The sequence below is a fragment of the Pedobacter sp. KBW01 genome (assembly GCF_003852395.1).
Taxonomy (GTDB): domain Bacteria; phylum Bacteroidota; class Bacteroidia; order Sphingobacteriales; family Sphingobacteriaceae; genus Pedobacter.
The window spans coordinates 139,676-166,461 of record NZ_QAJQ01000003.1; the positions used below are offsets into that span (position 1 = coordinate 139,676).

Consider the following 26,786-nt stretch of genomic DNA (forward strand, 5'->3'; position numbering starts at 1 on the left):
CAATTAAGCCATCGGGTAAATTCTCAGTCTACTGCTTATAAATACCGAACTTAAACTATTTATGAGATGAGAAAAATGTACCTGGCTTTTTTTGCTTCCACTTTATTTATATCTGCATTTGCCCAAAAATCAAGCGATCGGAAAGGAAACCTCGCCCCGGGTGGAATTCGTATTGATGGCCATATTACAGAATGGAATGGATTGCCATTTACCGAGAATAAACGGACCAATTTAGATTATGTGCTGGCAAACGATGAGAAAAATTTATATCTCGTTATTAAATCGAAAGAACAGGCCAGTATATCTAAAATTATGCTCGGAGGGATCAGTTTTATCATCAATACCGATGGCAGGAAGAAAGATAAAGATGCTTATTCAATTACCTACCCATTGGTTAAAAGAGCAGGCAGGGGGGCACAGGGCTTTGGTGCAAACCGGGGTGGTTTTGGTGGCGGCCAAAATCGTTCGGAACAAACTACTGCTCAGCGAGATTCAATTGCACTTGCTTTGCATAAAACCCAATTAGAAACAGTTAAAGAAATAAAGGTGCTGGGCTTTAAAGCTATTCAGGATACTTTAATTTCTATTTATAACGAATACAGCATTAAAACTGTTGCTGTTTTTGATGATGCTGGCGTATATACCTACGAATTATCTGTACCGCTTGCTCAGCTGGGTTTAAAAAGCAGCGATGCCAAAGAGATTGCCTTTCAAATTAAGCTGAATGGTTTAATTGCCGGTTCATTTGGCGGCAGAAATGGAGGAGGCAACGGCGGCGGCTTTGGTGGCGGTGGCAACCGGGGTGGTAGCGGAGCAAGAACCGGAGGGGGCTCAACCAATTTTCAGGATTTAATGCTACCTACCGATTTCTGGGATAAATACACATTGGCAAAAAATAAATAGCATCATTTTATACAAAAATGATCTGCACTTTTTGTATAAACCCCACTCCAACCAATTACTGCTAAGGCAACGCGCTAACCAAACATGAAAAAACTTTACAAGAACACCTTTTTTAATCTTTGCAAAACATTTGGAATTTTGATGCTGGTACTTTGTTTAAGCCAGAGTTTATATGCTCAAAACCAACCTAAAAAAGCAAAGGTACCTCCACCCATTGCCCGCAGGGAAGTAAGTGGTGTGGTTAAAGACGATACCAAACTGGGGATTCCGAGCTGTACTGTAAAGTTAACTTCTATCCATGATACTTTGGTAACCAGTACCAATGATGACGGGATATTTGTAATCAAAAACGTAAAAGAAGCTGTCTACACCTTAACGGTAAGTAGTTTGGGCTATAAAACGTTTGTGGGCAAATTTAAGCAGAATGATGTTACTCCCAGAATTGTAATGGACCCTATTTTCCTGAAGAACGAAGAGAATGCGCTAAAAGAAGTTACCATTAATGGAACGCCATCTATTACCTATAAAACCGATACCGTTGAGTATAAAGCCAGTGATTACGTAGTACGCGAAAATGCGACTGTAGACGAACTTTTGAAGAAAATGGAAGGGATGGAAGTAGGAAGCGACGGTTCATTAACCCATCAGGGAAATACAATTACAAAAGCAAAGATAAATGGCAAAACCTATTTAGGGGGGGATGTAAGTTCGGCCATTCAGAATTTACCGGCAGAAATTGTAGATAAAATACAAATTGTTGATGATTATGGTGACCAGGCTGCAAGAACGGGAATTAAAGACGGCGATCCGGAAAAGATTTTAAACATTGTAACCCGTACAGATAAATCGGTAGGGAATTCGCTGCGCCTTGGGGCAGGTGCGGGTAATAATAAACGTTATGAGGGTTCACTATTTGCAACCCGTTTAAACCAAAACCAGGTTATAGGCATTAATGGCCGGATAAATAATACGGTTACCGGTGTGGCCAATAGCGGGGGCGATTCAAATGGCGGCGGCGGTGGTGGTAACCGTGGCGGTAATGGTGGTGGAGGAAACAATGGTGGAGGCAATTCATCAAGTGGCAGTGGTGGTACGGCAACTTCTGCAAGTCCGTCTTTTTCGTACCGCGATCAGCTGGGCAAGAAAATCAAGATCAATACCAATTACAGTTTCCGCTATAACGACAATAACTCGTCAAATATAAGCGAATCATTTAGCCCAACCATACCTTACAATACCCATACTTCAAGCGAAAGTTTGCGTAATTCTTCCTCAAAAACGCATAATTTTAGTTTTGAACTTGAAGATGATATTGACAGTGCAAACTTTATCCGTTTTTCGCCAAATATAAGCCTGAGCACAACCAATAACAGTACAATTTCATCAACTATTCAAACAATCAGAACGCGCCAGGATAGAAAGGGACTAAGCAGCAGCATTTCAACGCGTCCAAACATTAATGCAACAGCATTTTATCAGCATGTTTTTAAGAAACCACGAAGAAATTTATCGGTTCAGTTAACATTTGGCAATTCAGATGCCGATGCAACATCAGAGCAAAACAACAATATTTTGTATTATGATACCACCAATATAGTAACCAAAGATTCGTTGGTGCACCGTTTAATAGAGCGCAAAAACTTAACACGTAATTACAGGGCCAGTTTTACCTACGTAGAGCCGCTAACAAGTTCCACTCAAATTGAATTTAACAGCCAGGTTAATTACAACGGTTACGACAATAAGGCGATTACCAGTAACATTAATGCTTCAGGAAACAGCCAGATTGTAGATTCTTTGAGCAATATTTATGAATATTCGTTTACCCAATCGCGTGTAGCATTAAATTTCAGGTATGGATTGGGGAACGAAGCTAAAGTTCGTTTTTCTGCAGGTTTAACGGCTATTCCGGCGGTTTTAGCGGGTAGTAAAGCAAGCCTGGGCACCACTACCAGGCGTACCAGTTTTAATTTAATCCCCATTGCCCGTTTTCAGTATTTATGGTCAAAACAACACAGTATTCAGTTAAACTATTCGGGTAATGCAAATGAGCCAAGTTTCGATCAGATTCAACCAGTGCGCGATGAGTCGAACCCTCAAAATCCGGTAGTGGGTAACCCCGCTTTAAAAGTTACCTTTAGTCACTCAATTAATACTGCTTACAATAATTACATTGCAAACTCGAAATTAAACTACTCTATAAACGGTAATGCAACTTTTTCACAAAATAAAGTGGTTACCAACAGGGTGGTTATCGCGGGGCCTTACGGTAGCCAGTTAAACGAAACACATTACGTTAACTTAAATGGTAATTACAATTTAAATGGTAATTATTCAATTAACAAGCAGTTAAACGACCGGAAATATAACTTGGCATTTCGTGGTAATTTCTCTTACAACCACGGCGTTTCAATGAACAATAATGTGGCTTATGAAACCAATTCGTGGGTGTTTTACGAAAAATTTGGTCCGCGCATTACGCCTAACGACTGGGTGGAAGTAAACCCATCGGCTTCGTTTAACTTTACCAAATCGGCCAGTACCTTATCTACATCTTCATCAACCGATTTTAAAACCAAAACAACGGCCTTAAATATTGATGGCAAATTCTACTTCTTAAAAGGGTTTGAACTAGGCTATAGTGCAAGCAAAAATTTTGTAACCGGTATTAATGCAAACATTACCAGTAATCCGCTGGTGATAAACAGTTACCTGCAACGCGATTTCTGGCACCGAAGGATTTCGGCTACGGTGCAGGTTTTTGATATTTTAAATCAGAACAATTTTGTTAACCGTGATGTAAATGTGGATGGTAGTTATACCGATACAAAATCAAATGCCTTAAGCCGTTACTTTATGTTTAGGTTGAGTGCCAATTTGCAAAAATGGACCGGTGCCAGGGGGAGAAATGGAAACGGGATTATGCGCCGCGGTGATGGAAGTTTTATGAATTAAAGGAGGAAATAAGCTATTTAAATGCTATCATCTTGCTACCAACAAAGGGATAAGTTCGTAGTGAGTCCGCATATAGTCCGCGTTTTTGCACTCAAATGCGGATTTACTATAGATCTACAGTACACCATGGTGCCAGATGGTAAGCATCAGCCTGCTGTAAGGATGGACTGACCTAACTGTTTTGATATTATAAGCTTATGCCATTAAAGAGCGGTCCGTATAATTAAAGTAGCATTAAACTGCTATATTGCGCCAGCTTTTTCTGATATGATTAAATCTAAATTCCCTGGCCATCAGGTTATCGGTCAGTTTGTAATGACCGGGTTGTTAATACTGTATGGTTTCCTTTTTTATGCAGGTTTTTACGGTAAGAAACCGGTACCATTATTTTCGAGCTTAGGTGTACTTGTTGTTTTCGTAACAGTAGCGCAGTCGGTTTACATTATTGCCCAAATGAAATTAAATTACAAAACGGTTATTATCGACACTGATATAAAAACCATTTCTTTTAAAATGTTTCTGTTACCAATAACCAGAACTTATCATTTGGATTATTTTGATGGCTATATCAATACACTTGTAAAAGATAAGTACGGTAAATACCCATGTTTTTATCTGGTAAAAGAAGGTAAGCTGATGTATAAAATGGCCGGACGATTTTATAGTAACCTCGATGAACTTCGCGAAGGCTTATCTTGTCTGAAAGATTTAGGTTTCATAAAATATTCTTTTTCACAATCGCTAAAAATAGCTTTTGGCTGTAGAATAGGAATTGCATAAACCATTTTGGGTAATGGTTATATCCTTTTCATTATAATACAAATTGCAATGATCCTTAATGTAGCCATTTGGTTAATTTTTTGGCTCTGCCTCCTCATGCTCCTTTCTTTTGGCCCTATAAGTTTTGGGCGACATGCCCATTTGCTTTTTAAAAAGACGTGAAAAATAGAAGGGGTCATTCATGCCAATTTCAATGGTTATTTCTTTTATGCGCATTGGTGTAAACATCAAAAACTGACAAGCTTTTTGCAACTTAAGGTGGTTTACATATTCCATTGGGGGGTAGCCTGTTTTTTGCTTAAACAAAAAGGATAAATGAGAAGGAGATACATTTAAATCTTTGGCCATCAGCTGTAAAGATAAGGTTAGCTGGATATTTTTGGTCATGTAATCGATCGCTCTGTTTACAATTCCCGTATCCTGGTTCGTTTTATCTATATCAAACTTGCTATGGTGAGCAAAACTCCCTAAAAAGTGGTAGAAACAAAGACTGGAATATTCCATGTTTTCAACACTATACCCACGTTCGAGCTGATGGTATATCGTTTCGAAAAGTTCTATTCTCTTACCCGAATAATGAATAAATTCTTTGTTGTTATTTAGCTTTAGTGTGGTATCATGTACTATCGAATCAGCGTTTCGTCCGGTAAAATGCGCCCAATAAATTGTCCATGGATTATTTTCCAAACTTCCGTAAACATGTTCAGTACCTTTTGGGATAATAAAGAAATCATTGGGCTCTACTTTATGTATTTTCTTTCCTATTTTAACCGTTCCCTGCCCTTCTGTACAATAGATGAGGATGTGTTCATTTGTTCCTTGTGCCCGTTTTCTATAGTGAAAGCGCGCTTTTGGGTAATATCCTATACTGCTTACACACATGCTTTTGATTATATCATTGCTTGCACATGTTTTTGATAGTATTCTTTTGGGGATGATTACGGCCCTTTGTCCTTCAAAACCATCATTTTTTTTAATTGTACTTTTTATCATACTCCTTTTTCTATGATCGTAAGAAAATCCATTATTATCCTCAATCCGTGCATTTGAAAATCATGGTGCTTTGCTGATGTTTGTGTATCACTGTTTAGTATTTATCAACAACCAAATATATGCACTTAATAGCTCAAAGCAAATTTAACACCGGCTACATTACTTTCATCTCCCTGCTTGCAGCGGGTGGTGGCTATCTTTTTGGGTTCGACTTTGCTGTCATTTCAGGCAGCTTGCCGTTTTTAGAAAAACAGTTTCAACTTACGCCTTACTGGGAAGGCTTTGCAACAGGTAGTTTGGCTCTAGGGGCCATGTTGGGTTGCATTATAGCAGGTTACGTATCAGATGCTTATGGCCGCAAGCCAGGTTTAATGATTGCAGCATTTACGTTTTTAGCCTCCTCTTTTGCTATGGCTATGTCACCAAACCGCGATTTCTTTATCGCATCGAGGTTTTTTTCGGGCATAGGAGTAGGCATGGCCTCCATGCTGTCGCCTATGTACATTGCCGAGCTTGCCCCACCCAAATTTAGGGGAAGGTTGGTTGCCATTAATCAGCTAACCATTGTACTGGGTATTTTAATTACCAACTTGATCAATTACACCCTCCGAGATACCGGTGATGATGCCTGGCGATGGATGTTCGGGCTTGGTGCCGTACCCTCAGGCTTATTTTTTATTGGTGTATGGCTACTTCCCGAAAGCCCGAGGTGGTTAGTGCAAAAGGGAAAAGATGAACAGGCACTAAAAGTTTTAAATAAGATTGGTAATAGCGAATTTGCTACCGATGCTTTAAAAAGTATAGCGCAAACACTAAATAGTAAATCCAATACTGTACAAGCCAGCATTTTTAACAAAATGTATTTTCCGGCGGTAATAATTGGGATTGGCCTGGCCATTTTTCAGCAGTTTTGCGGCATTAATACTGTTTTTAACTATGCACCTAAATTATTCGAAAGCATAGGTACTTCTCAGGATGATCAGCTACTGCAAACCGTATTTATTGGAGCCGTAAACGTGGTGTTTACTGTTTCTGCCATGTTTTTGGTTGATAAAATTGGCAGAAAACCCTTAATGCTTATCGGCGCTGGTGGTTTAGCCATTTTGTATGTTATTATCTCTCAATTACTGGCATCGGGTTCTACATCAGTTTCCTGGTTTTTATTAAGTGCCATAGGTGTTTATGCTGTTTCGCTGGCACCGGTTACCTGGGTATTAATTTCTGAGATATTCCCCAATAAAGTTAGGGTAAAAGCAACTACCTGGGCAATACTGTGCCTGTGGGGTGCCTATTTCGTACTGGTATTTACTTTCCCCATTTTATTCGATTGGCTTAAAGAAGATACTTTTTACATCTACGCCGTAATATGCACCATTGGCTGTTTAGCCATTTGGAAATTTGTAAAAGAAACCAAAGGAAAAACCTTAGAAGAAATTGAAGGCATACAAATAGTGCATTAAAGCATAGCGGCGAGAATGCCGGCATCCGAAACTGAGTTTAATATGAACAGCACATATTGAAAAATCAAGATCAATATTATTTAAGCAATAACCATTTACGTATAAATATGCAAGTAAAAGCCTGGGAAGAAATAGTGATTATCCCGACCTATAAAACCAGTGAGCCAGATAAGAACCCGATGTTTCTCGAAAAGAGAATTTATCAGGGCAGTAGCGGAGTTGTTTACCCCCATGCTGTAATAGATCAGGTGTACGATGAAAAAACAGAGCAGGAGTATCAGGCCGTTTTTTTAGAGAACGAATTTATTAAAATTATGATTTTGCCAGAGCTGGGTGGCCGCATTCAGATGGCATACGATAAAACAAACGATTATCATTTTGTTTATTACAATCAGGTTATTAAACCCGCGTTGGTGGGCTTAACAGGCCCATGGATATCGGGTGGAATAGAATTTAATTGGCCGCAACATCATCGGCCAAGTACCTTCGAACCGGTCGATTTTATGATTGAAACACATGCCGATGGCAGTAAAACCGTATGGGTTAGTGAAATAGAAAAAATGTTTCATACCAAAGGAATGGCTGGTTTTAAGCTTTATCCTGATAGTGCTTATCTTGAAATTACAGGCAAATTATACAACCGTACAGCATTACCGCAAACATTTTTATGGTGGGCCAATCCGGCTGTTGCCGTAGATGAGCACTATCAATCGGTTTTTCCGCCCGATGTTACGGCAGTTTACGATCACGGTAAAAGAGATGTATCGCTTTTTCCGATAGCCAAAGGAACCTATTATAAAAAAGACTACTCTCCCGGAACTGATATTTCATGGTATAAGAATATACCTGTGCCAACTTCTTTTATGGCTGTAGGATCTGATTTTGATTTTGTAGGTGGTTATCACCATCAAAAAAAGGCGGGGCTCTTACATATTGCCAATCATCACATTTCGCCCGGTAAAAAACAATGGACCTGGGGCGATGGGAATTTTGGACAAACCTGGGATAGGCATTTAACCGATGAAGATGGACCTTATGTAGAAATTATGACAGGCGTTTACACAGATAATCAGCCTGATTTTTCGTGGATAATGCCTAATCAGGAAATTACGTTTACCCAATATTTTCTGCCTTATAAAGAAATTGGTTATGTTAAAAACGCTACAAAACATGCCCTCGTTAATTTAGAATTTAGTGGAGAAACGGCCTTTGTTAAAGTATATGCTACATCGAAACAGGAGCTTGCACATATCCAATTGAAGTTAAAAGGGGAGGTTGTTTTTTCTTGTCAGGAAAACCTGTCTCCACTTAAAGCTTTCGAAGCAGAAATTACTTTGCCTATTGGATACATCGCGCAGGATGTAACGCTAATGGTAAGCAATAGCGCAGGAGAAAAATTGGTCGACTATTCGCCAATAGCGGTAAAAGATGTTGATGTTTCGCCAGAACCCGCCAAGCCATTGGCGGAACCGGCTGCAATGAAAACCAACGAGGCACTTTACATGGCTGGCCTTCATTTAGAACAATACAGGCATGCCACTTATGCAGCAAAAGATTATTATGAAGAAGCATTGAAACGCGATGATACAGACGTTAGGAACAACAATGCTTTAGGCCTTTATTATTTTAGGAGGGGGCAATTTGAAATTTCTGAAAGGTATTTTGAAAAGGCGGTTACTACCTTGTTAAAGTACAATCCAAATCCGTACGATGGCGAACCACTGTATAATTTAGGTTTAAGCTTATTGTATCAGGGCAAAATTAATGCAGCTTATGATAAATTTTACAAGGCCGCATGGAACGTTGCCCAACAGGATAACGCTTATCTGCAACTGGCCAAAATAGAAGCCATTAAAAATAATTGGCCCGAAGCATTAGCATTGGCAGATCGTGCACTGATACGGAATGCCCATGGTTTTAAGGCAAGGCACTTAAAAACGCTATTGCTGCGGAAATTAAACAAATTAGACGATGCTGCAAAGTTAGCTTTAGAAACACTTTCGATTGATAATTTCGATTTTGGTTCTATATATGAATTATGCCTCATTCATCAGCAAAGCCCTGCCCAGGTTGATGTATGGGAGAGGATTTTAAATGAACGGTTAAGAGATAATGTACATAGTTACATTGAAATAGCGATCGATTACGCGGCTTGTGGCAGATATGAAGAAGCAATAGGCTTATTGTTACGCTGCGAAAACAAAGAACAGCAACCCTTATATTTTTATTATCTGGCCAACTATTATGCCCGGTTGGGAAAGCTGGAAAAGGTTGAACAGTATTTAACCAAAGGTTTCGAACTGAGCCCCGATAAAGTGTTCCCTAATCGTTTAGAAGACATTGACGTTTTAACGTTTGTTAATAAAGAAAACCCCAATGATTATAAAGCGTTTTATTATCTGGGCAATTTATGGTACGATAAAAGGCAATATGCAGCAGCCATAAACTGCTGGAATACTTCGGCTACTATTAATCCCGATTTTGCATCGGTAAACCGTAACCTGAGTATTGCTTACTATAATAAAGATAAAAATGAAGAGAAAGCTTTGGCCTTTATGGAAAAAGCCTTTTTTAACGATGTTACCGATGCCCGTGTGTTATTGGAGCTGGATCAATTGCATAAAAGATTAAATTATTCAATTACCTATCGGTTAACTTTTCTGGAGAAATATAAAGAACTGATCCAAAAAAGAGATGATTTATATCTGGAGTACCTTACCTTAAAAAACCTTAATGGAAATCTCGATGAGGCCTTAGCATTGTTAATGGGGCGTAAATTTCATCCCTGGGAAGGTGGCGAAGGCAAGGTGAGTATGCAATACGTGTTTTCGAAGATTGGTTTGGCTAAAGCAGCTATCAGCAACGGCGAATATGAAGCAGGGATACAATTGCTTAATGATGCTACTGTTTATCCCGAAAACTTAGGCGAAGGTAAGTTGTACGGCACGCGTGAAAACGATGTTGACTACTGGCTTGGGGTGGCTTACCGTAATTTAGGCGATGAGAAAAAAGCCGAAACATATTTTACAAGGGCAAGCCTGGGCGATATGGAGCCTGCAGCAGCCATTTTTTACAATGATCCACAACCTGATGCCATATTTTACCAGGGATTAGCCTACCGGGAACTGCAAAATAATGATGCCGCAAACCAAAAATTTAACAGCTTAATCAGCTATGGTAAAAGCCATGTAAACGATCATATTAAACTGGATTATTTTGCTGTGTCGTTGCCCGATCTGATGATTTTTGATGATGATCTGAACAAACGGAATAAAGTTCACTGCCTGTATATGACTGCATTGGGATATGCAGGATTACAGGATAATGACCTGGCAGAACAAAGTATAATTGAATTGCAGCTTATGGATAATAGCCATTTAGGGATAAGAACAATTGTGAAAAATACTTCGAATGTTAAATAGTGAACTAATTATAATGAAAAGAACAAAAAGATACCAGGCCGTTATTGGGGCTTTGGTTTTTATTGCCCTGCTCTCTTTCCAAGTAAACAGTAAGGCGCAGAATATAATATCATTGGCCGGAAAGTGGTCTTTTGAATTAGATCCTGATAGCCTGGGATATAAAGAAAACTGGTCTGAAAAGCACCTAAGCAGTGATATACAATTACCTGGTACCACTGATGAGGCAGGATATGGAACTGTAACCAAAGGCTCTGATTACGGCATACTTACCCGTGCCCATAAATATGTTGGTGCGGCATGGTATCAAAAAAAAATAACCATCCCTGCTGGTTGGAACAATAAAAACGTTAATCTTTTTTTAGAGCGGGTATTGTGGGAAAGCAAAGTATATGTGGACGGGAAAGAGGTTTCAACCCTTTCGCCATTGTATGTTGCGCATAAGCACCCCTTAGGCAGATTAACAAAAGGAACGCATATTATTACGCTTTGCATAAACAATGAACTGGTGCATAACATTGGCGATAAAGGCCATGGTTATTCAGAGTACACTCAAAGTATATGGAATGGTGTTATTGGGCGTATCGAGTTGCAAAAACAAGAAGATTTAGCAATTAATGCTGTAAAAACTTATCCCGATGTATCGGCAAAAAGCTTACGTTTAGAGGCATTTGTAATGAACTGGCAGCAAAAGAAATCGCCATTGGTGCTTACGGCCACGCTAACCGATAAGCAATCGGGAAAGGTTATCCGCACTCAAAAACAGAATTTTATTGCCAAAGCTGGCGAAGCTAAGTACGATATTATACTCAATCAGTTAAGCGGAATTAAAACCTGGGATGAGTTCGATCCGGCGTTATACCAGGTTACCCTGCAATTAAAAAGTGGTTTGGTGCAAAGCCAATGGACTGATGTAATTGGTTTCAGGAAATTAGGCACCACAGCACATAAAATTTTAGTAAACGATAAAGTTTCGTACATCAGGGGAAACTTAGATTGTGTGCATTTTCCAATAACCGGTTATCCATCAACGCTTGATAAAGATTGGGAAAAGATTTTTCAAAAGTATAAAGATTATGGGTTAAATACCGTTCGTTTCCACTCCTGGTGCCCGCCAGAGGTTGCCTTTAGGGTAGCCGATAGGATGGGGATTTACATACAGGCAGAAGTTTTATGGATTGATTGGTGGATGTCTCAGCCTAATCCAGATCGACCGGAGATGGATACCAGGGGGTTCCCGCAGGGTTTAGGTAAAAATCCCGATGGCGATAAGTTTGTTCAGGAAGAGATGAAGCGTATAGTAGATACTTATGGCAATCATCCATCCTTCCTTTTCTTCTGCATAGGTAACGAATTGGGCAATTCTGATTTTACCGTAATGCAAGAGTGGATAAGGAAAGTTAAAAAAGAAGATCCGAGACGTTTATATGCTGTTTCTACCGCCAGAAAAATTACTGAGGTTGATGATTATATGGTTACCCATAACATTCCAGGTGTGGGTGGAGCTTATGGCAACAGTATAAATAAAACAGATGCAGGCCTGGAAAAGAATTACAGTAAAGCAACCATTCCCATTATTGCGCACGAGGTTGGTCAATACCCTGTATATCCCGAATGGAAAGAGATTGATAAGTATAAAGGCGTATTAAAAGCCCGTAATCTGGAAGGTTTTAAAGAAATGGCGAAAAAGAATGGTATAGTAAGCCAGGATGTAGATTTTCATAAAGCCAGTGGAGCTTTGCAGCAGTTGTTGTATAAAAATTTAATAGAAAATGTACTTCTGGCACCATCAAGCGCTGGCTTTCAGCTGCTGAGCATGCAAGATTATCAGGGGCAAGGTGAAGCATTAATAGGTTGGTTAGATGCTTTTTGGGATGACAAAGGCATAACCGACCCAAAAGTTTTCAGGCAGCACTCCAATGCCGTTGTACCATTAATCCGCATTAACAGCTTTACCTTTACGCAAAGCGATACCATTAAACTATCAATGGAGGTAGCCAATTATTTTAAAAACGATGTTAATGCTAAACTAAACTGGCAGTTAACTGATGAGCTGGGTAATGTGATAAGGGACGGTACTGCTGCTGCAAGTAGCTTTCCTCAGGGTACTTTAACCGCTGCCGGGCAGTTAAATATCGAATGCCTTAACCTACCTGCGGAGGCTAAAAAATATACCTTTAGTTTGCATCTGGCTGGTACAACATATAGCAATTCGTGGCCATTATATGTGTTTCCCAAAGAGCAAAAAAATACGGCTAATGATATTTATGTAGCTACAGAATGGAATGCTAAGGTAGATAGCGTTTTAAATGGCGGCGGGAAAGTATTGCTTATTGCCAATAAACTGGGGACAAAAAATACCTCAAAGGCCGTTTCATTTACACCACTTTTTTGGTCGAGTAGCTTTTTCCCCGGGCAGGGTAACGAAACGCTGGGCTCGCTAATTAACGTGCAGAGTGGTGCTTTTAAAAATTTTCCGACAGATAATTATGCAAGCTGGCAATGGTATAAAGCAGGTAGTGGTGCTAAATATTTTGACCTCTCGGCAATGCCCGAAGCGTTTAAGCCCTTAGTGCAGCCAATTTCTGATTTTCATTACAACAAAAAACTAGGCAGTATTTTCGAAACCCAGGCTGGTGCTGGTAAATTGTTGGTTTGTGGCTATGATTTAACAAAATCAGATAATGCTTATCTACAACAATTAAGGTATAGTTTAATCCATTATATGCAGGGTAATGAATTTAATCCTGTTATGGCGCTACCTAAAGAAAAGCTTAAAGAAATCGTAGCAAAAGTTCCAACAGCAGAGAACCAGAGTCCATTACCCGATCAATTTAATAATGCCATACTTTATATTAATGCCGGTAAAAAAAGCAATAGCACCAGGAGCGAGTGGAGTAATGTTTTGGATGAAGTTGTGGTAAATAAAGGGTTTACTTATGAGGTGGCGGGGGCAAAGGTTTACAAGGAAAAAGAAACAGGTAGCTGGATTGCCAAACGGATGAATATTAATATTGCACCACCCAACGGAATAAAAGGTTATGTGTATCTGCATTTCAACAATCCTGCTCAATCAAAAACATCGGGTATTGTTTCTTTAGAGGGTAGAGAACTGGCCATTGGCGAGATACCTGTTTCTGGTAAATGGGTGAGAATATTTATGATGCGTGAAGATACCAATGATGGGAAATTGAATATAAATATTACTTCGGATGGTGCTGCAAATATTGAAATAGATAAATTAGTTGTCGTACCGGAAGACTAAATTATTGGCGACTATTCTACTGTAGAAAATAAAGTTTTACTATGAAAAAAATATTGTTTACCTGTCTTTTTCAGCTTATCCTTATCTCGGGTATGCTGGGGCAGGAAAAAAATACAACCGCAACAGGCGAAGAAGTGATAAATCTGGCCGGAGCATGGTCTTTCCGTATCGATTCTCTTAAAACAGGGGAACAGGAAAAATGGTATAATAAGCCTGCACTGTTTTTTAACCAGAAAATAAAATTGCCTGGCACTACAGACGATGCTGGTTTTGGTAATCCATTACAGTTAAAACCGGTACTTAAGCGGGAAGTTATGCTGCATTTATGGCGTAAATTTTCTTATGTGGGCGCGGCCTGGTATCAAAAAGAGGTGATTATTCCGGCTTCATGGAATAACAGGCAGGTATCGCTTTTATTGGAAAGGGTTATTTGGCAAACCGATGTATGGGTTGATGGAAAAAAAGTGAATACGCAGGGAGAGAGCCTTAGTGCCCCTCATGATTTTGATCTTTCTCCTTTTTTTAAGCCAGGGAAACACACCCTTACCGTAAAGATTGATAACAGTAAAAAGTTCGATATTGGCGATGGACATGCCTATTCTGCAGAAACACAGATTATCTGGAATGGGGTAATCGGTAAAATACAATTGGTTTCAAAACCAGGTGTTTACCTTAAAAATACCCAGGTTTTTACCGAAGAAAAGTTAAACCGGATTAAAGTTGTTAGCGAAATAGATAATAAATTGGGTAAAAACCTTCGCTCAGCGCTTAGCCTGACTGCGGTAAATGGTGAAACAAAATCCGAAAAATCAAATATTCCCCTATCATTAAAGGCGGGCGAAAACATCATAGTAAGCTATATTGATATTAAAGGCCCAATTAAAAAATGGGATGAGTTTAATCCGGCACTGTATAACCTCCATGCATCAATAAAATCTGCAAATTCAACACATAGCACAACTACCCGTTTTGCTTTCAGAACCCTGAGCAGTAAAGGGCCGCAATTGCTAATCAATAACCGGCCATTATTTTTAAGAGGAACCTTAGAATGCAATATTTTTCCATTAACAGGATACCCGCCAATGGAAAAAGAAGGATGGAGAAAAGTTTTTGAAAGTGCAAAAAATTATGGCTTAAACCATCTTCGGTTCCATAGCTGGTGCCCGCCCGAAGCTGCTTTTGAGATGGCAGACGAAATGGGCTTCTATTTGCAGGTAGAGTTACCTGCCTGGTCGCTTAAAATTGGTACTGATAAACTGGCCGACGATTTTTTTGACCGTGAGGCGGGCCGAATGATCAGGTACTATGGTAATCACCCATCATTCTGCTTTTGGAGTATGGGTAACGAAATGCAGGGTAATATGAAGTGGTTAAGTGATGTGGTGATTAAACTAAAATCAGTAGATAATAGACGAATGTATACCACCACTTCTTATACTTTTGAGAAGGGTTTTGGCGACTGGCCATTAGCGGCTGACGATTATTTTATTACACAGCGCACCAAAAAAGGCTGGGTGCGGGGGCAGGGTATTTTCGATGTTGAAGCCCCTTCTTTTAATAAAGACTATACAAAATCAGTTGATAGTTTGCCCGTACCACTCATTACCCATGAAATAGGGCAGTATGCTGTTTATCCTAATATTAATGAAATTGCGAAGTATACCGGCGTATTGGCCCCGCTAAACTTTACGGCAATAAAAGACGACCTTGCCCGGAAAAACATGACTGCTTTTGCCAGCGATTTTACAAACGCCAGTGGCAAACTAGCTGTATTACTTTATAAAGAAGAAATAGAAAGAGCTTTAAAAACCAAAAATGTTAGTGGGTTTCAGTTATTAGATTTACACGATTTTCCAGGACAGGGAACTGCTCTGGTTGGTGTACTCGATGCATTTTGGGATAGCAAAGGTTTAATTAAACCAGTTGATTTCAGGAAATTCTGTGCTCCTGTGGTACCGCTTATCCGGTTTGAAAAAGCAACTTATACCAACAATGAAGTATTTAAAGCGCAAATAGAAGTAGCTAATTACGGGGCTATTCCATTAAAAAATGCCACCGTAGTTTGGCAGATTACAGGAGATGAAGGCGTGGTATTGGCCTCAGGTAAAATATCTGGTGTAAATATCCATTTAGGTAATAGTGCCCTGGCTGAAAATATTAGTACAACTTTAACAAAAGTAACCAGCGCTCAAAAATTAAACGTAAGCGTTAGTATCGAAAATACAACGTATCAAAATAATTGGAGCATTTGGGTTTATCCCGAAAAGGTAAACCCAATACCTGAAGATGTTGTATTTACTACAGATTACAACGAAGCCCTGTTGGCTTTGGAACAGGGTAAAAAGGTGTTGCTAAATCCTGCAAAAGAAAAGATTAATGGCGTTGAAGGGAAATTTGTGCAGGTTTTCTGGAGTCCGGTTCATTTTCCAAACCAACCCGGAACAATGGGCCTATTGGTCGATCCGAAACATCCTGCTTTTGAAAATTTCCCTACCGATAACCATACCGACTGGCAGTGGTGGGACCTCTGTAAAAAATCAACTACTTTGGTGTTAGATAGCATTGGCCTGTCGCCATCAGCCATTGTAGTTAGAAACATTGATAATTTTTTCAAAAACAGAAATATGTCCAGTGTTGTAGAGGCTAAGCTAGGTAATGGTAAGCTATTGCTTTGTACCATGGATTTGCATACCGATATTAACAACAGGCCAGTAGCCAGGCAATTAAAATACAGCTTATTGGGGTATATACACAGTAGCAAATTTAATCCTGTTACGGTTTTAGATATGCGTAATTTCCAAAAGATAGAAAAGAAGGCTAAACAATAAAGGCTGTTGCCCGTATGGCCGTGATTTCTGCATTAGCTTTAAAGGCAAATCCAAATACCACCATTATTGGTCAGCAGTAGTTTGGGGCGTTTGGAATAATCGGCAGATAAGAAATATAAGGATCAGCAGCAATTTATGAAGGTAAAAAAAGTATATTGACGGTTATTTGCGCGCTTACTTTGTTTGCATGTAAGAAACAAGAAACACTTCCACCTCAAACTGCACAGGGTAGTAATAACTTTGGATGCTATGTTTACAGCAGAAGATAGTGAGGGGAATTAGGTAAGTATTAGCGAGGGGCGCTTTGATGTTATTTTTAAGAATCAATAACAAAGAAATAAATAACAAGTTAATGATACACAGACAGATTATCTACATTTTTTTATTCGTGCTATGTACAGGGAAATTATATGCACAGGAGCAGCTTAGAACCAAGCAAGAGAAGGGTTATTTTAATGTTACTGAGTTTGGTATATATCCGGGTAGTGCCAAAATTAATTTAATGGGCGGTAAATTAAGTTCTTCTGCCAATATACGCAGCATCCGAACAACTAATGGTTTGTTCATCAATCCAAATTTAAGCCTGGGTATAGGGATTGGGCTTGATGGTGTTGATACTGATTTATTTGGATTCTACAATACTTTTAATATAACTGCCGATGCAAGATATTATCTTAAAAACTCCAGAAGCGGTTTCTTTTTTTATGGAATAGTTGGTCCATCTGTTAAAATTGATGATAATTTCAGTGATGGCTTTCTTTTTAATGTTGGAGCAGGTCATAAATTTACCCTGGGCAAGAGTTTTGTTTTAGTACCAGGTCTGGGTTTCGACCATCAATATTTAAAAAATGGATTAGCTAAATACAATGTGGAGTCATTGGCAATCAAGATTGGGGTTCTGTTCTAAAAAATAATTTCTACATAATACAGTTAATGAGGGTACACCAGAGTAACTCACCATTTTATTGATTTTACTAAAAGCCGGCTTATTCATTTAGACCGGCTTTTTTTATAGTAAATTTCTGCAGGGTACCTATCCCCGCATTCATCCTCTGGTTTCTTGCATCCATGTACTTTATCTTTTATATTGCTTTTAGTTTGTGTTCCTTTGGCAAGAAGAAAAAAAATGAATCAGACTCATATTTCACTTTATTGGAGATGCCAGCTCATCGGGTGGACAACTGCTTCTCTCTATTGGGCATTTGTAGCCATTACCAGCGGCGAGTTTCACTGGGGCTTAGGTTTTGCTCAGCTGGTAACCGATGTGATGCTTTACATAGGTATTACCCATCTTTATAAACTATTCGCCGAAAGCAATAAATGGCAGCTCCTGCCTTTAAATAGTTTGATTGTAAGGATGTTTATTGCAGTTCCGGTAATGGGCATTATTTATACCTGCACTACAATCCCAAAAGTATATTTTTTGCGAACTATGTTTGTGAATAACAGGCGGCTAGATTGGGATCAGTTTGCACTGATCAATATTTCGGGCATATTTATGGCCGGTATCAGGTTAATGGCCATCTGGTTACTGGCTTATCATCTTTACCATTATGCTAAAAGGGAGATATTTCTGGCTGCAGAAAACGCCCGGCTCCAATTGGGTTTTAAGCAGGCACAACTCGATAATCTTTCCAGTCAGCTTAATCCACATTTTCTTTTCAATGCACTCAATACCGTTAAATCACTTATTTATACCAAACCAGATGGTGCTGCGAGAGGAATAGACCTGCTGAGTGAAATTTTGCGCAATAGTTTATACAGCGGAAACGCGATGATGGTGCGCCTGGATGAAGAAATTGAATTGGTAAAAGATTACCTCGAGCTCGAAAGCATGCGCATGGAAGAAAGGCTAAGTTTTGAATTCCAGATTAAGGTTCCGGCTTTATCGGTAATGATTCCGCGCCTGAGTTTACAATTACTGGTTGAAAATGCGGTGAAACATGGAATAGCGAAAAAGGTAGCAGGGGGTAAATTGAGCATTACGGTTTATGAGCAGGATGGTTTTTTAAGGATTGAGGTATTAAATCCCGGCAGGTTGGAACAGGATAATGAAAATGCTGGCATTGGACTGGAAAATTTAAGAGACAGGCTGGATATTGGGTACAAAGGAGCGGCTACATTCAACATCAGTCAGCAAAAAGAAAATGTTTTGGCAACCTTAACCATTCCGATCAAATGAAAACAATAAGAACATTGGTTATTGATGATGAGCGCCAGGCCAGGGCCGAAATGATCAGGATGCTAAAGGCTTACCCGCAAATTGTGGTATTGGGCGAAGCTGCAGATGGCTTTGAAGGCAGGAAAATGATTGAGCTTTTGCAGCCCGATTTAATTTTTTTAGATATTCAAATGCCCGGTCAAACCGGTTTTGAAATGCTCGAATCGTTGAGCCACATCCCCCAGGTAATTTTTGTAACTGCTTACGATAGCTATGCGCTCCAGGCTTTTGAAGTAAGTGCGCTCGATTACCTGATGAAACCCGTGCGCAGTGAACGACTGGATAAAGCCGTAAATATAATTACCAAACGTTGCCAGGGACAGTTTGAACCAACTTTTTTTGTCAAAGACAGAAATAAACTCCACCTGATTAAATGGAGTACGATAGAGTTGATTGCCTCTGAAGAGAATTATGTGAGGCTCTATTATGGAAAGGAGCAGGTATTGATGAAAAACTCGTTAAATAATATAGAGAAAAACCCTGATTGTGCCATGTTTTTTAGGGCATCGAGAGAGCGGATGTTTAATATTAATAATGTAGCCTCAGTAGAAAGTAATGAAGGTAGGATTTCGGTAACGCTCTCATCCGGAACTCGCGTACAACTATCCGAACGTCAGTCTGTACGGTTCAGGAACCTTAAAAAAAGATAAATTAAAATTTAGTTAAGATGAAAATGAACAGAAAATTTTTCGGTATGGCTGTGCTATGCCTTTTAATTGCCCGGTTTGGTATGGCTCAGCAGAAACTAAGCTTGCCCGATACTGCCAATTACATTATTTGGGATAGTGTTTTGATTAAAACCAATTATGGTATTACACTTTCTGCTGTTGTGGTGCAGAAAAAGGGCATCACAGCGAAGTTGCCCTGTGCGCTGATGTACCTGATTTATTCGGATACAAACAGAAGCCTTGCCGAAGCCAAATTTGCTGCTGATAAAGGTTATGTTGGCATTGTGGCTGATGCAAGAGGAAAGCGGCTCAGTCCCGATAATCCGGAACCTTATGAACACGAGGCGCGTGATGTGAATGCCGTAATTGATTGGATTGTAACCCAGCCATGGAGCGATGGCCGTGTGGGTATGTATGGCGGCAGTTTTTCGGGCTTTGCACAGTGGGCGGCTACCAAGTATTTGCACCCTGCTTTAAAAACAATTGTGCCCTATGTGGCTTCCATCCCAGGTTTAGGCTTGCCAATGGAGAACAATATTTTTTTAAACGCCAATTACCAATGGGCTTTCCATGTTACCAACAATAAATATACCGACGATGTGGTGAATAACGACAATGCAAGGTGGGCACGTATGCGGAATAACTGGTGGCAAAGCGGAGCAGCCTATAACCGTATTGATAGTATAGATGGAACGCCTAATCCCTGGCTCCAAAAATGGATTTCGCATCCCGCTTACGATGCTTACTGGCAATCGATGGTGCCTTACGGCGAGGATTTTGCAAAGATTAATATTCCTGTGCTCAGCATTACGGGCTATTACGATGATGGGCAGGTTTCGGCGCTCGAATACCTCAGGGAGCATTACAAATACAGGCCTTCTGCAGAACACTATCTGGTTATCGGTCCTTACGATCATTTTGGCGCACAAAAGGGAGGAGCAGCAACACTAAAGGGATATAAAGTCGATCCTGTGGCATTAATTAATACCAGGGAGCTCACTTTTGAATGGCTGGATCATATTTTAAAAGGAAAAGAAAGACCGGCACTGCTAAGGGATAAGATTAATTTCGAAGTGATGGGTGCCAATGTATGGAAACACGTACCTGCTATGGACAAGGTAGAGGCTCATCAGGTTAGGTTTTATCTCGATCGTGCTCCAAATGGTAACACTGTTTTATCCAGGATTAAACCGCGAAAAGAAACCTTTATTGTGCAAAGGGTTGATATGGTAGACAGGAACAGTTATTACAATGATTATTATCCAAGCCAGATTATTAAGAAAGAAATTGATAAAACAAACGGCATTTTCTTTACCAGCAAAGCTTTTGATCGGGAAGTATCGGTTAGTGGTTATTTAACAGGAACACTAAAGGCCATTATCAATAAAAAAGATATGGATGTTGGTTTGGTGCTTTATGAAATTACACCAGAAGGCGAATATTTTCAGCTATCCTATTTCCTGGGCCGGGCCAGTTACGCTAAAGATATGTCTCAGCGCAGGCTACTTACTCCGGGTAAAGCAGAAACCATACCTTTTTACAGGTCTAGATTTTTTAGCCGGCAATTAAGAAAAGGAAGCAGGCTGTTGGTGGTGCTCAACATTGATAAAAATCCTTTTGCCCAGGTAAATTATGGTAGCGGAAAAGATGTTAGCAAGGAAACGGTAAAAGACGCCGGAAAGCCGTTGCAAATCCGCTGGTCGAATACAGGTTTCGTTGATCTCCAGGTTTCGGATACTAACTTTTGATCTGATTTTTAGTTAAAAAGAAAACCCCGTTTAGTTTAAACGGGGTCTCTTACTGTTTGTTTGGTTTGTTGGTTTATTTTTCCAGTTGTACCAGAGCCTGGTCAATCTGCTTTTCTTTCCAGGCATCGATATTTGGATGGGTCATTTTGCTGATATTGGCGGCTACTGATAAAGAAGGGTTTGCATTTTTGGTAAACGATGCAATATCATTTACGGTTGTGTTAAATATTTTAAGTGTGGTAAAAAACCACCTGTCCATATTTCTGATGTTTTGGAAATTGGTATTCGCACTTAAATATTCGTTGTTCGCTTTTTCACAGTAATCGTACTGAACTTTATCCAGTAGCATTAACTTATCGGTTATTTGTGCCAAAACTTCATTCGATAGTGCTAATCCTTTAATACCGATTACACGGTTATTTAATATGAAATAGTCTAAACCTTCAAAAGTAATGGTAGTAAGGCTGGCCCTGTCGAAAATATGCTCTGCGGCTGGCAGGTTGGCCAGCTGCGATGCTGATTTGTTGCGGCTATTATTGAAAGCGCGTCTTTGTGTTACCAAACGGTCAATCAGTGCATCGCCGTTTAATTTATTTGAAACTTCGAACATGCTTTCACCGTTTTTTGCCATTTGCTTTGCTGGTGTCAGGGTTTTAAGCTGCGCGTTGGTTAACAAAGTAATAAAACAAAGAATTGGCGTAAGGGAAAGGGTAATTTTCATTGTTCGGTTAATTTCCACAAAAATATACCTTTTTTGCTTAAACCGAAATATTTGTATGTTTAGTATTACAGTTTTAAAGCTTTTTTGCTATTTAGATATTGACAAATGTCATCAAGATGATTTTTATGCATTTGATTCTGAACGCGATGTTGTTAAGTGCCTTGCCGGGCAGGATTTTTTTTAATCTAAAACTAATCATCCAGCCATGTACGCATAGCTGGATCATTGTATTACAAAAAGATAGTTTAAGGCGTACAAATAAGTAATGGCCGGCAATACGCTGGTGATGATTGGATATTCGGCCTTAGAATATCCAATCGGGCTCGTATTGCAACGCTTGTGGAATGACTTATTTAGAAAGATCGAATACGGTGAGTACGGCAGCATGATCTGAAGGCCATACATCGTCAATTTCGGGAGCAGTTCGGATAATTTTAGAAGCGATTGGTTTAATGCCCTGTCCCTTGTAATAAATATAATCAATCCGTGAGGTTTGCAAATGACCAAATATAGCAGCAAATGTTCCAGCCGGGTGGCTTAACTCATTGGGGTTAATGAATCTGTAAGTATCGGTATAACCACGCTCTAACATTAATTTAGAGATTGGAAAAGCTACAGGGCCATAACCATTATGCAGGGGAGCAGCCCTTGCAGTCCAGTCGAGGTGGCTGCCTGAATTGAAATCGCCCGAAACAATAACCGCCATATCGGTACCTTTAACAACAGGATCAATATCAGTATCCATATTTACTGCGGCATCGGCAGCACCAAGCATGGCATCTTCTTTTATCCAATCGTTTACATCCAAACCTTTGTTCAGGTAATAATCGGTGTATTCGGGGCGGTAAGCATACCTTAACCACCAGTCTGCTACCAAAATCTGCCTTGCATTGGGTAAGGTAATGATGCCTGGTGTAGATTTAAAAGGTTCTTTAGCGGTTAATTTGGTAATGGGGTAGCGGCTAAAAAGGGCAAGGTTTGCATTGGCCGATGCGGTAATCATCTTGAAGTTTAGCGAGTCGGCAAGCATTTGTTGTGTGCCATAAGCTTCCTGCATGCAAATTACATCAGCCGAAGTGCTTCTGATGAGTTCCTTAACGCGGTTTTTGCCATTGTTGCCCATGTGTACGCCACCGTGCCAGATGTTCCACTGCAAAAGTTTTAATGTATTTTCTTTGCCCTGCATCGGAACAACGGTTTTTGTGATATTGGTATTTTCTGCCTCAGGCTGGTATTTTTTTCCGTTTAAGGTAAAGTCCGAAATTGCGCCTTTTATGGTATTGCTAACTACTGCATGCTTTTGGATATCGAGCGTAACTAAAAAGTAATTGATACCACTTTTTAAAACAAATGGTTTGCCTGCGGTAAAGGTTAGTTTTTTTGCAGCCATGCTTCCATTTCCAAATAATTCAGTTCTTACGGCATCCCTGGCACTTTTACCTGTATAATAAACATGTACCCGCTCTATATCGGTTAAATGGGTTGTTCCTTCGAAGTTTAGTGTAAGTTCAGTTAGTTTTAATGGCTGCTCTGTTCCATTTATGGCTATGCGGAGCTTTAACAACTGGTCGTTTTTGGCTCCCTGCTCAGCATCCCATTCACTTGCTATGGTAACCGCATTAAATACCTCCTGGTTTTTAGCTGCGAGAGCAAACAGTCTGTTGTCATTCGCTACCAGGTAAGCTAGTGGGAGATTGCCTTTGTAATTTAAACGTGTATTTCTGAGGTGATAGGCCTGATGTCCCTTCCCAACCAGATTCAGACATACATCATCTTTCAAATCATCAAAATTATAATAAGCCTTAAGGTTTTTAAAATTAGGGTGCCTTGCCGTTAGTGGTTTCGAAGCCCAAAGTTGAAGCACCTGCTGGGGAATTGCGGTATTCCAGATTCTTACTTCATCAATTAGTCCGCCAAAAGTATTTTCAGCTTTATCGTATACGCCAATGGTTCCGGGCAAAATGGCCATTTTACCTTTTGAGGTACCAATGAGTTTGCCGTCCTGGTATAGTTTGGTTTCAGCGCCGTTATTACTTAAGGCAACATAATGCCATTTATCGTCAAGTACATTTGTTGAGGTGAGCTTAGCTGCGGGGCAGTGTAATTTTCCCTCGTGAATTTGCAGGGGTATTTCATCCAGTCCATCCAGGTTGCCGTACTCTCCAACACCAATTATGGTTTCAATTTTTTTCCAGCTTAAATCATTCCCTTTTATCCAGGCCTCTACGGTCCATGCTTTTTCCATAATGGGCATCCCGATACAGGGATTATTATCGGCCCCGTCTAAATGCAATGCAAAATTGCTTGTTGCTCGCGGTTTCTGCGCTTTGGCAGCCAATAGGGTTAAGCAGGATAAAGTGTATAGTAAAAATAATTTCCGAAAAGGGAAAAGCTTGCGGTTTAGCGCTTTCATAAAATTGGTTTACTCTAGATGAATTATTGGTTAGCTGGCAGCTGTTAAAATGGTTTAACATAGCTAATGGCTGCTTACGGGTAAAACTAGATTAATTTTGTGTGATTTTTTATTTCTTCAATGCACAAACGTTTGTTTAGCCGCGTGGCTGCGCTGGTATAATTGAACAAGCTTAACAATTTGGCTTACAATATGCCGTTTTACTTTTTTTACGAATTGTTTTTATTAAATTTCATTAATCAATTATTCAAGTAATGATAAGTACTGATGCTGCCAACCTGTATTGTGTCTACAATACCATCAACCTGATTGAGCAGCGGTACGACCAGTCGATTTCGATCAAAGAGATCGAAGATGTTTCCAATTACTCTTACCGCAATATTCAGCGGATTTTTAAATACAGCTGTGGCGAAACCATTGGCGCTTACCAGCAGAGGCTGCGCGTAGAAAATGCCTATAAATTAATTCTTTATACTAAGGAAAGCCTTACTACCATTGCACTAAAGGTTGGCTTTGCTAATCTGGCTTCGTTTTCAAAGGCTTTTAAACAGCATTTTGGCATTTCGCCCAAACTGGCCAAATCGGGCAAAACACAGTTGTTTAATACTACCCATTTGGTGCCGGTAAAAGCAGCAGGTGTGCTAAAGCCCGAAATTGTATATCTGCCAGCCGTAAAAGTTTATTATAAAAGTACTTTTATCCAGTACACCAACCCAGAGATTGAACAGTTGTGGGGTAATTTTGTAAAGCATGTATTTCCACTGCACGATACCGAATATTTCGGCATTATTGCCGATGAACCCCTGATTAGAAATGAGCTGGCCTGTAAGTACGATGCCTGTGCTTCGCAACCGGCACAAGACGAAAAATTGCCGTCTAAAATGATAATGGGTGGCAGGTATGCCCAGTTTCTTCACAAAGGGAAATACGAAACTTTAGACGATACCTACCAGAAAATTTATGCTGGCTGGATTTTAGATTGCGGACTTGAATTTTCGCATAGCCCCATTATCGAGCGTTACATCAGGCATGCCGATAATACCGAAAGTGAAGAAGAGCTGTTAACAGCGATACTGTTGCCATTAAAATAAAGGTTGTCAATTTCAGACAACTTTATAGTTTTTTATACGGCTAGTTTTGCCCTATAAAAAAAAGAATATTAATCATGAAAAAAATGGGAATCATAATGATGTTATTACCAGCAGTTTTATTATCATGTACCGAAGGCGAATTAGATACAATTTCAAAGCCTTCTGATAGCGCTATTGTTTATACTATGCCCGATGAATCAGCTCCGCACGAAGGCACCTGGCTGCAATGGCCGCATCAATACCAGTATGGGGCAACTTACCGCAACAGGTTAGATGCTACCTGGGTTTCGATGGCAAAAGAACTGGCTTTAAGCGAAAAGGTACATGTTGTTGCTTACGATGAAACCGAGAAAAACCGGATTATTGCCTTACTTAAAACAGCTGATGCTCAGCTAAGCAATATCGATTTTAAAGTTTACCAAACTGATGATGTGTGGGTAAGGGATAACGGCCCTATCTATGTAAAGGATAAAAATGGTCAGCTTTTTATTCAGGATTGGGGCTTTAATGGTTGGGGAGGCAAAGCCGAGTTTAGCAAGTGTGATGCTATACCTTCAAAAATAGCGGCCGATCAACAAATTAAGCGAATAGACCTGAATGCAGTGATGATAAATGAAGGTGGTAGTGTTGAAGTTGATGGCCAGGGTGTACTTATGGCTTGTAAAAGTTCTATTCTGAATAAAAACAGAAACAGAGGAATGACTTTGCAGGAAGCCGAAGCTATATTTACCAAATATTTAGGCATCAGCAAATTTATCTGGCTTGAGGGTAAAGCAGGCCTCGATATTACCGATATGCATATTGATGGATTTGCACGTTTCGCCAACGCTTCGACTATTATTACCATGAATGCAAACGATTTGGATTATTGGCAGGTTCCGGCGGCTGATGCAGACAAACTATATGCTGCAACCGATAAAAAAGGAGCTGCCTATAACTTTGTAAAAGTTCCGCTTACTAAAAATGATGTGGTTACCACCTATGGTAAAAATTTAGGTAAGGCTTCCTATATCAATTACTATATCGCCAATAACCGCGTTTTAGTACCTAACTATAACGACCCAAATGATGCGGTAGCAAACGAAATCATCCAGAAGCTGTACCCTGGTAAAAAGGTGGTAGGGATTGATTGCCGTAACCTGTTTGCCAATGGTGGTATGGTGCATTGTGTTACGCAACAGCAACCGAGGTAAAATTAGAGAGACTGTAGCTTGTTTCAACATAGCAACAGTCTCTTCTCAAACCAAGCAATAATTTTCACAAAGAGAATCGTCATTTCGAGCGGAGTGTAACGGAGTCGAGAAATCTATTAGAGATTTCT

16 protein-coding genes are annotated in these 26,786 nt (G+C 39.8%); 13 read left to right on the top strand and 3 right to left on the bottom strand.

Features of this window, described 5'->3' with window-relative positions; genetic code table 11:
• Positions 1 to 66: 66 nt before the first annotated feature.
• From DBR40_RS26600 to DBR40_RS03170, 3 genes are all read left to right on the top strand, one after another.
• Positions 67 to 903, top strand: a complete 837-nt coding sequence (locus DBR40_RS26600) for a hypothetical protein (protein WP_124558359.1) — start codon at positions 67 to 69, stop codon at positions 901 to 903.
• An 84-nt stretch (positions 904 to 987) separates the two neighbouring features.
• The gene (locus DBR40_RS03165) at positions 988 to 3,858 is read left to right on the top strand and encodes an outer membrane beta-barrel protein (protein WP_233603783.1); all 2,871 of its coding nucleotides are present in this window, start codon (positions 988 to 990) and stop codon (positions 3,856 to 3,858) included.
• A 267-nt stretch (positions 3,859 to 4,125) separates the two neighbouring features.
• Positions 4,126 to 4,638, top strand: coding sequence for a hypothetical protein (locus DBR40_RS03170; RefSeq protein ID WP_124558360.1), 513 nt, complete (start codon positions 4,126 to 4,128; stop codon positions 4,636 to 4,638).
• Positions 4,639 to 4,710: 72 nt separating this feature from the next.
• Here the strand turns inward: DBR40_RS03170 and DBR40_RS03175 are convergent, their stop codons facing one another.
• Positions 4,711 to 5,631: an AraC family transcriptional regulator gene (locus DBR40_RS03175; protein WP_124558361.1), complete on the bottom strand. Its 921-nt coding sequence runs from the start codon at positions 5,629 to 5,631 to the stop codon at positions 4,711 to 4,713.
• 119 nt (positions 5,632 to 5,750) lie between these two features.
• Between DBR40_RS03175 and DBR40_RS03180 the strand changes: the two genes are divergently transcribed.
• From DBR40_RS03180 to DBR40_RS03215, 8 genes are all read left to right on the top strand, one after another.
• The gene (locus DBR40_RS03180; protein WP_124558362.1) at positions 5,751 to 7,091 is read left to right on the top strand and encodes a sugar porter family MFS transporter; all 1,341 of its coding nucleotides are present in this window, start codon (positions 5,751 to 5,753) and stop codon (positions 7,089 to 7,091) included.
• 107 nt (positions 7,092 to 7,198) lie between these two features.
• Positions 7,199 to 10,513 (top strand): DUF5107 domain-containing protein, encoded by a 3,315-nt coding sequence (locus tag DBR40_RS03185; RefSeq protein ID WP_199748264.1) that lies wholly within the window; start codon positions 7,199 to 7,201, stop codon positions 10,511 to 10,513.
• Positions 10,514 to 10,526: 13 nt separating this feature from the next.
• The gene (locus DBR40_RS03190; RefSeq protein WP_158673980.1) at positions 10,527 to 13,775 is read left to right on the top strand and encodes a sugar-binding domain-containing protein; all 3,249 of its coding nucleotides are present in this window, start codon (positions 10,527 to 10,529) and stop codon (positions 13,773 to 13,775) included.
• Between the two features lie 41 nt (positions 13,776 to 13,816).
• On the top strand, positions 13,817 to 16,603 hold the full coding sequence (locus DBR40_RS03195; protein ID WP_124558364.1) for a glycoside hydrolase family 2 protein: 2,787 nt from the start codon (positions 13,817 to 13,819) through the stop codon (positions 16,601 to 16,603).
• 352 nt (positions 16,604 to 16,955) lie between these two features.
• Positions 16,956 to 17,510, top strand: coding sequence for a hypothetical protein (locus DBR40_RS03200; RefSeq protein WP_124558365.1), 555 nt, complete (start codon positions 16,956 to 16,958; stop codon positions 17,508 to 17,510).
• Positions 17,511 to 17,729: 219 nt separating this feature from the next.
• A complete protein-coding gene (locus DBR40_RS03205; RefSeq protein WP_124558366.1) occupies positions 17,730 to 18,785 on the top strand; it encodes a sensor histidine kinase in 1,056 nt (351 codons plus the stop codon).
• A complete protein-coding gene (locus DBR40_RS03210) occupies positions 18,782 to 19,474 on the top strand; it encodes a LytR/AlgR family response regulator transcription factor (RefSeq protein ID WP_124558367.1) in 693 nt (230 codons plus the stop codon). Before DBR40_RS03205 ends, DBR40_RS03210 begins: the two co-directional genes overlap by 4 nt.
• 23 nt (positions 19,475 to 19,497) lie before the next feature.
• A complete protein-coding gene (locus DBR40_RS03215) occupies positions 19,498 to 21,240 on the top strand; it encodes a CocE/NonD family hydrolase (RefSeq protein ID WP_233603785.1) in 1,743 nt (580 codons plus the stop codon).
• 73 nt (positions 21,241 to 21,313) lie between these two features.
• Here the strand turns inward: DBR40_RS03215 and DBR40_RS03220 are convergent, their stop codons facing one another.
• Both DBR40_RS03220 and DBR40_RS03225 read right to left on the bottom strand, forming a co-directional pair.
• On the bottom strand, positions 21,314 to 21,961 hold the full coding sequence (locus tag DBR40_RS03220) for a hypothetical protein (RefSeq protein WP_124558368.1): 648 nt from the start codon (positions 21,959 to 21,961) through the stop codon (positions 21,314 to 21,316).
• Between the two features lie 349 nt (positions 21,962 to 22,310).
• On the bottom strand, positions 22,311 to 24,374 hold the full coding sequence (locus tag DBR40_RS03225; protein ID WP_124558369.1) for a BNR-repeat neuraminidase N-terminal domain-containing protein: 2,064 nt from the start codon (positions 24,372 to 24,374) through the stop codon (positions 22,311 to 22,313).
• A gap of 254 nt (positions 24,375 to 24,628) precedes the next feature.
• Here DBR40_RS03225 and DBR40_RS03230 point away from each other — a divergent pair, with 254 nt between their 5' ends.
• The gene (locus tag DBR40_RS03230; RefSeq protein WP_124558370.1) at positions 24,629 to 25,465 is read left to right on the top strand and encodes a GyrI-like domain-containing protein; all 837 of its coding nucleotides are present in this window, start codon (positions 24,629 to 24,631) and stop codon (positions 25,463 to 25,465) included.
• A 74-nt stretch (positions 25,466 to 25,539) separates the two neighbouring features.
• On the top strand, positions 25,540 to 26,658 hold the full coding sequence (locus tag DBR40_RS03235; RefSeq protein ID WP_124558371.1) for an agmatine/peptidylarginine deiminase: 1,119 nt from the start codon (positions 25,540 to 25,542) through the stop codon (positions 26,656 to 26,658).
• Positions 26,659 to 26,786 lie beyond the last annotated feature (128 nt).

Excerpts from the sequence above, each read along its gene's own strand:
- DBR40_RS26600 (WP_124558359.1), top strand. The coding sequence starts at position 67 with ATGAGAAAAATGTACCTGGCTTTTTTTGCTTCCACTTTATTTATATCT.
- DBR40_RS03165 (WP_233603783.1), top strand. The coding sequence starts at position 988 with ATGAAAAAACTTTACAAGAACACCTTTTTTAATCTTTGCAAAACATTT.
- DBR40_RS03170 (WP_124558360.1), top strand. The coding sequence starts at position 4,126 with ATGATTAAATCTAAATTCCCTGGCCATCAGGTTATCGGTCAGTTTGTA.
- DBR40_RS03175 (WP_124558361.1), bottom strand. The coding sequence starts at position 5,631 with ATGATAAAAAGTACAATTAAAAAAAATGATGGTTTTGAAGGACAAAGG.
- DBR40_RS03180 (WP_124558362.1), top strand. The coding sequence starts at position 5,751 with ATGCACTTAATAGCTCAAAGCAAATTTAACACCGGCTACATTACTTTC.
- DBR40_RS03185 (WP_199748264.1), top strand. The coding sequence starts at position 7,199 with ATGCAAGTAAAAGCCTGGGAAGAAATAGTGATTATCCCGACCTATAAA.
- DBR40_RS03190 (WP_158673980.1), top strand. The coding sequence starts at position 10,527 with ATGAAAAGAACAAAAAGATACCAGGCCGTTATTGGGGCTTTGGTTTTT.
- DBR40_RS03195 (WP_124558364.1), top strand. The coding sequence starts at position 13,817 with ATGAAAAAAATATTGTTTACCTGTCTTTTTCAGCTTATCCTTATCTCG.
- DBR40_RS03200 (WP_124558365.1), top strand. The coding sequence starts at position 16,956 with ATGATACACAGACAGATTATCTACATTTTTTTATTCGTGCTATGTACA.
- DBR40_RS03205 (WP_124558366.1), top strand. The coding sequence starts at position 17,730 with ATGAATCAGACTCATATTTCACTTTATTGGAGATGCCAGCTCATCGGG.
- DBR40_RS03210 (WP_124558367.1), top strand. The coding sequence starts at position 18,782 with ATGAAAACAATAAGAACATTGGTTATTGATGATGAGCGCCAGGCCAGG.
- DBR40_RS03215 (WP_233603785.1), top strand. The coding sequence starts at position 19,498 with ATGAACAGAAAATTTTTCGGTATGGCTGTGCTATGCCTTTTAATTGCC.
- DBR40_RS03220 (WP_124558368.1), bottom strand. The coding sequence starts at position 21,961 with ATGAAAATTACCCTTTCCCTTACGCCAATTCTTTGTTTTATTACTTTG.
- DBR40_RS03225 (WP_124558369.1), bottom strand. The coding sequence starts at position 24,374 with ATGAAAGCGCTAAACCGCAAGCTTTTCCCTTTTCGGAAATTATTTTTA.
- DBR40_RS03230 (WP_124558370.1), top strand. The coding sequence starts at position 24,629 with ATGATAAGTACTGATGCTGCCAACCTGTATTGTGTCTACAATACCATC.
- DBR40_RS03235 (WP_124558371.1), top strand. The coding sequence starts at position 25,540 with ATGAAAAAAATGGGAATCATAATGATGTTATTACCAGCAGTTTTATTA.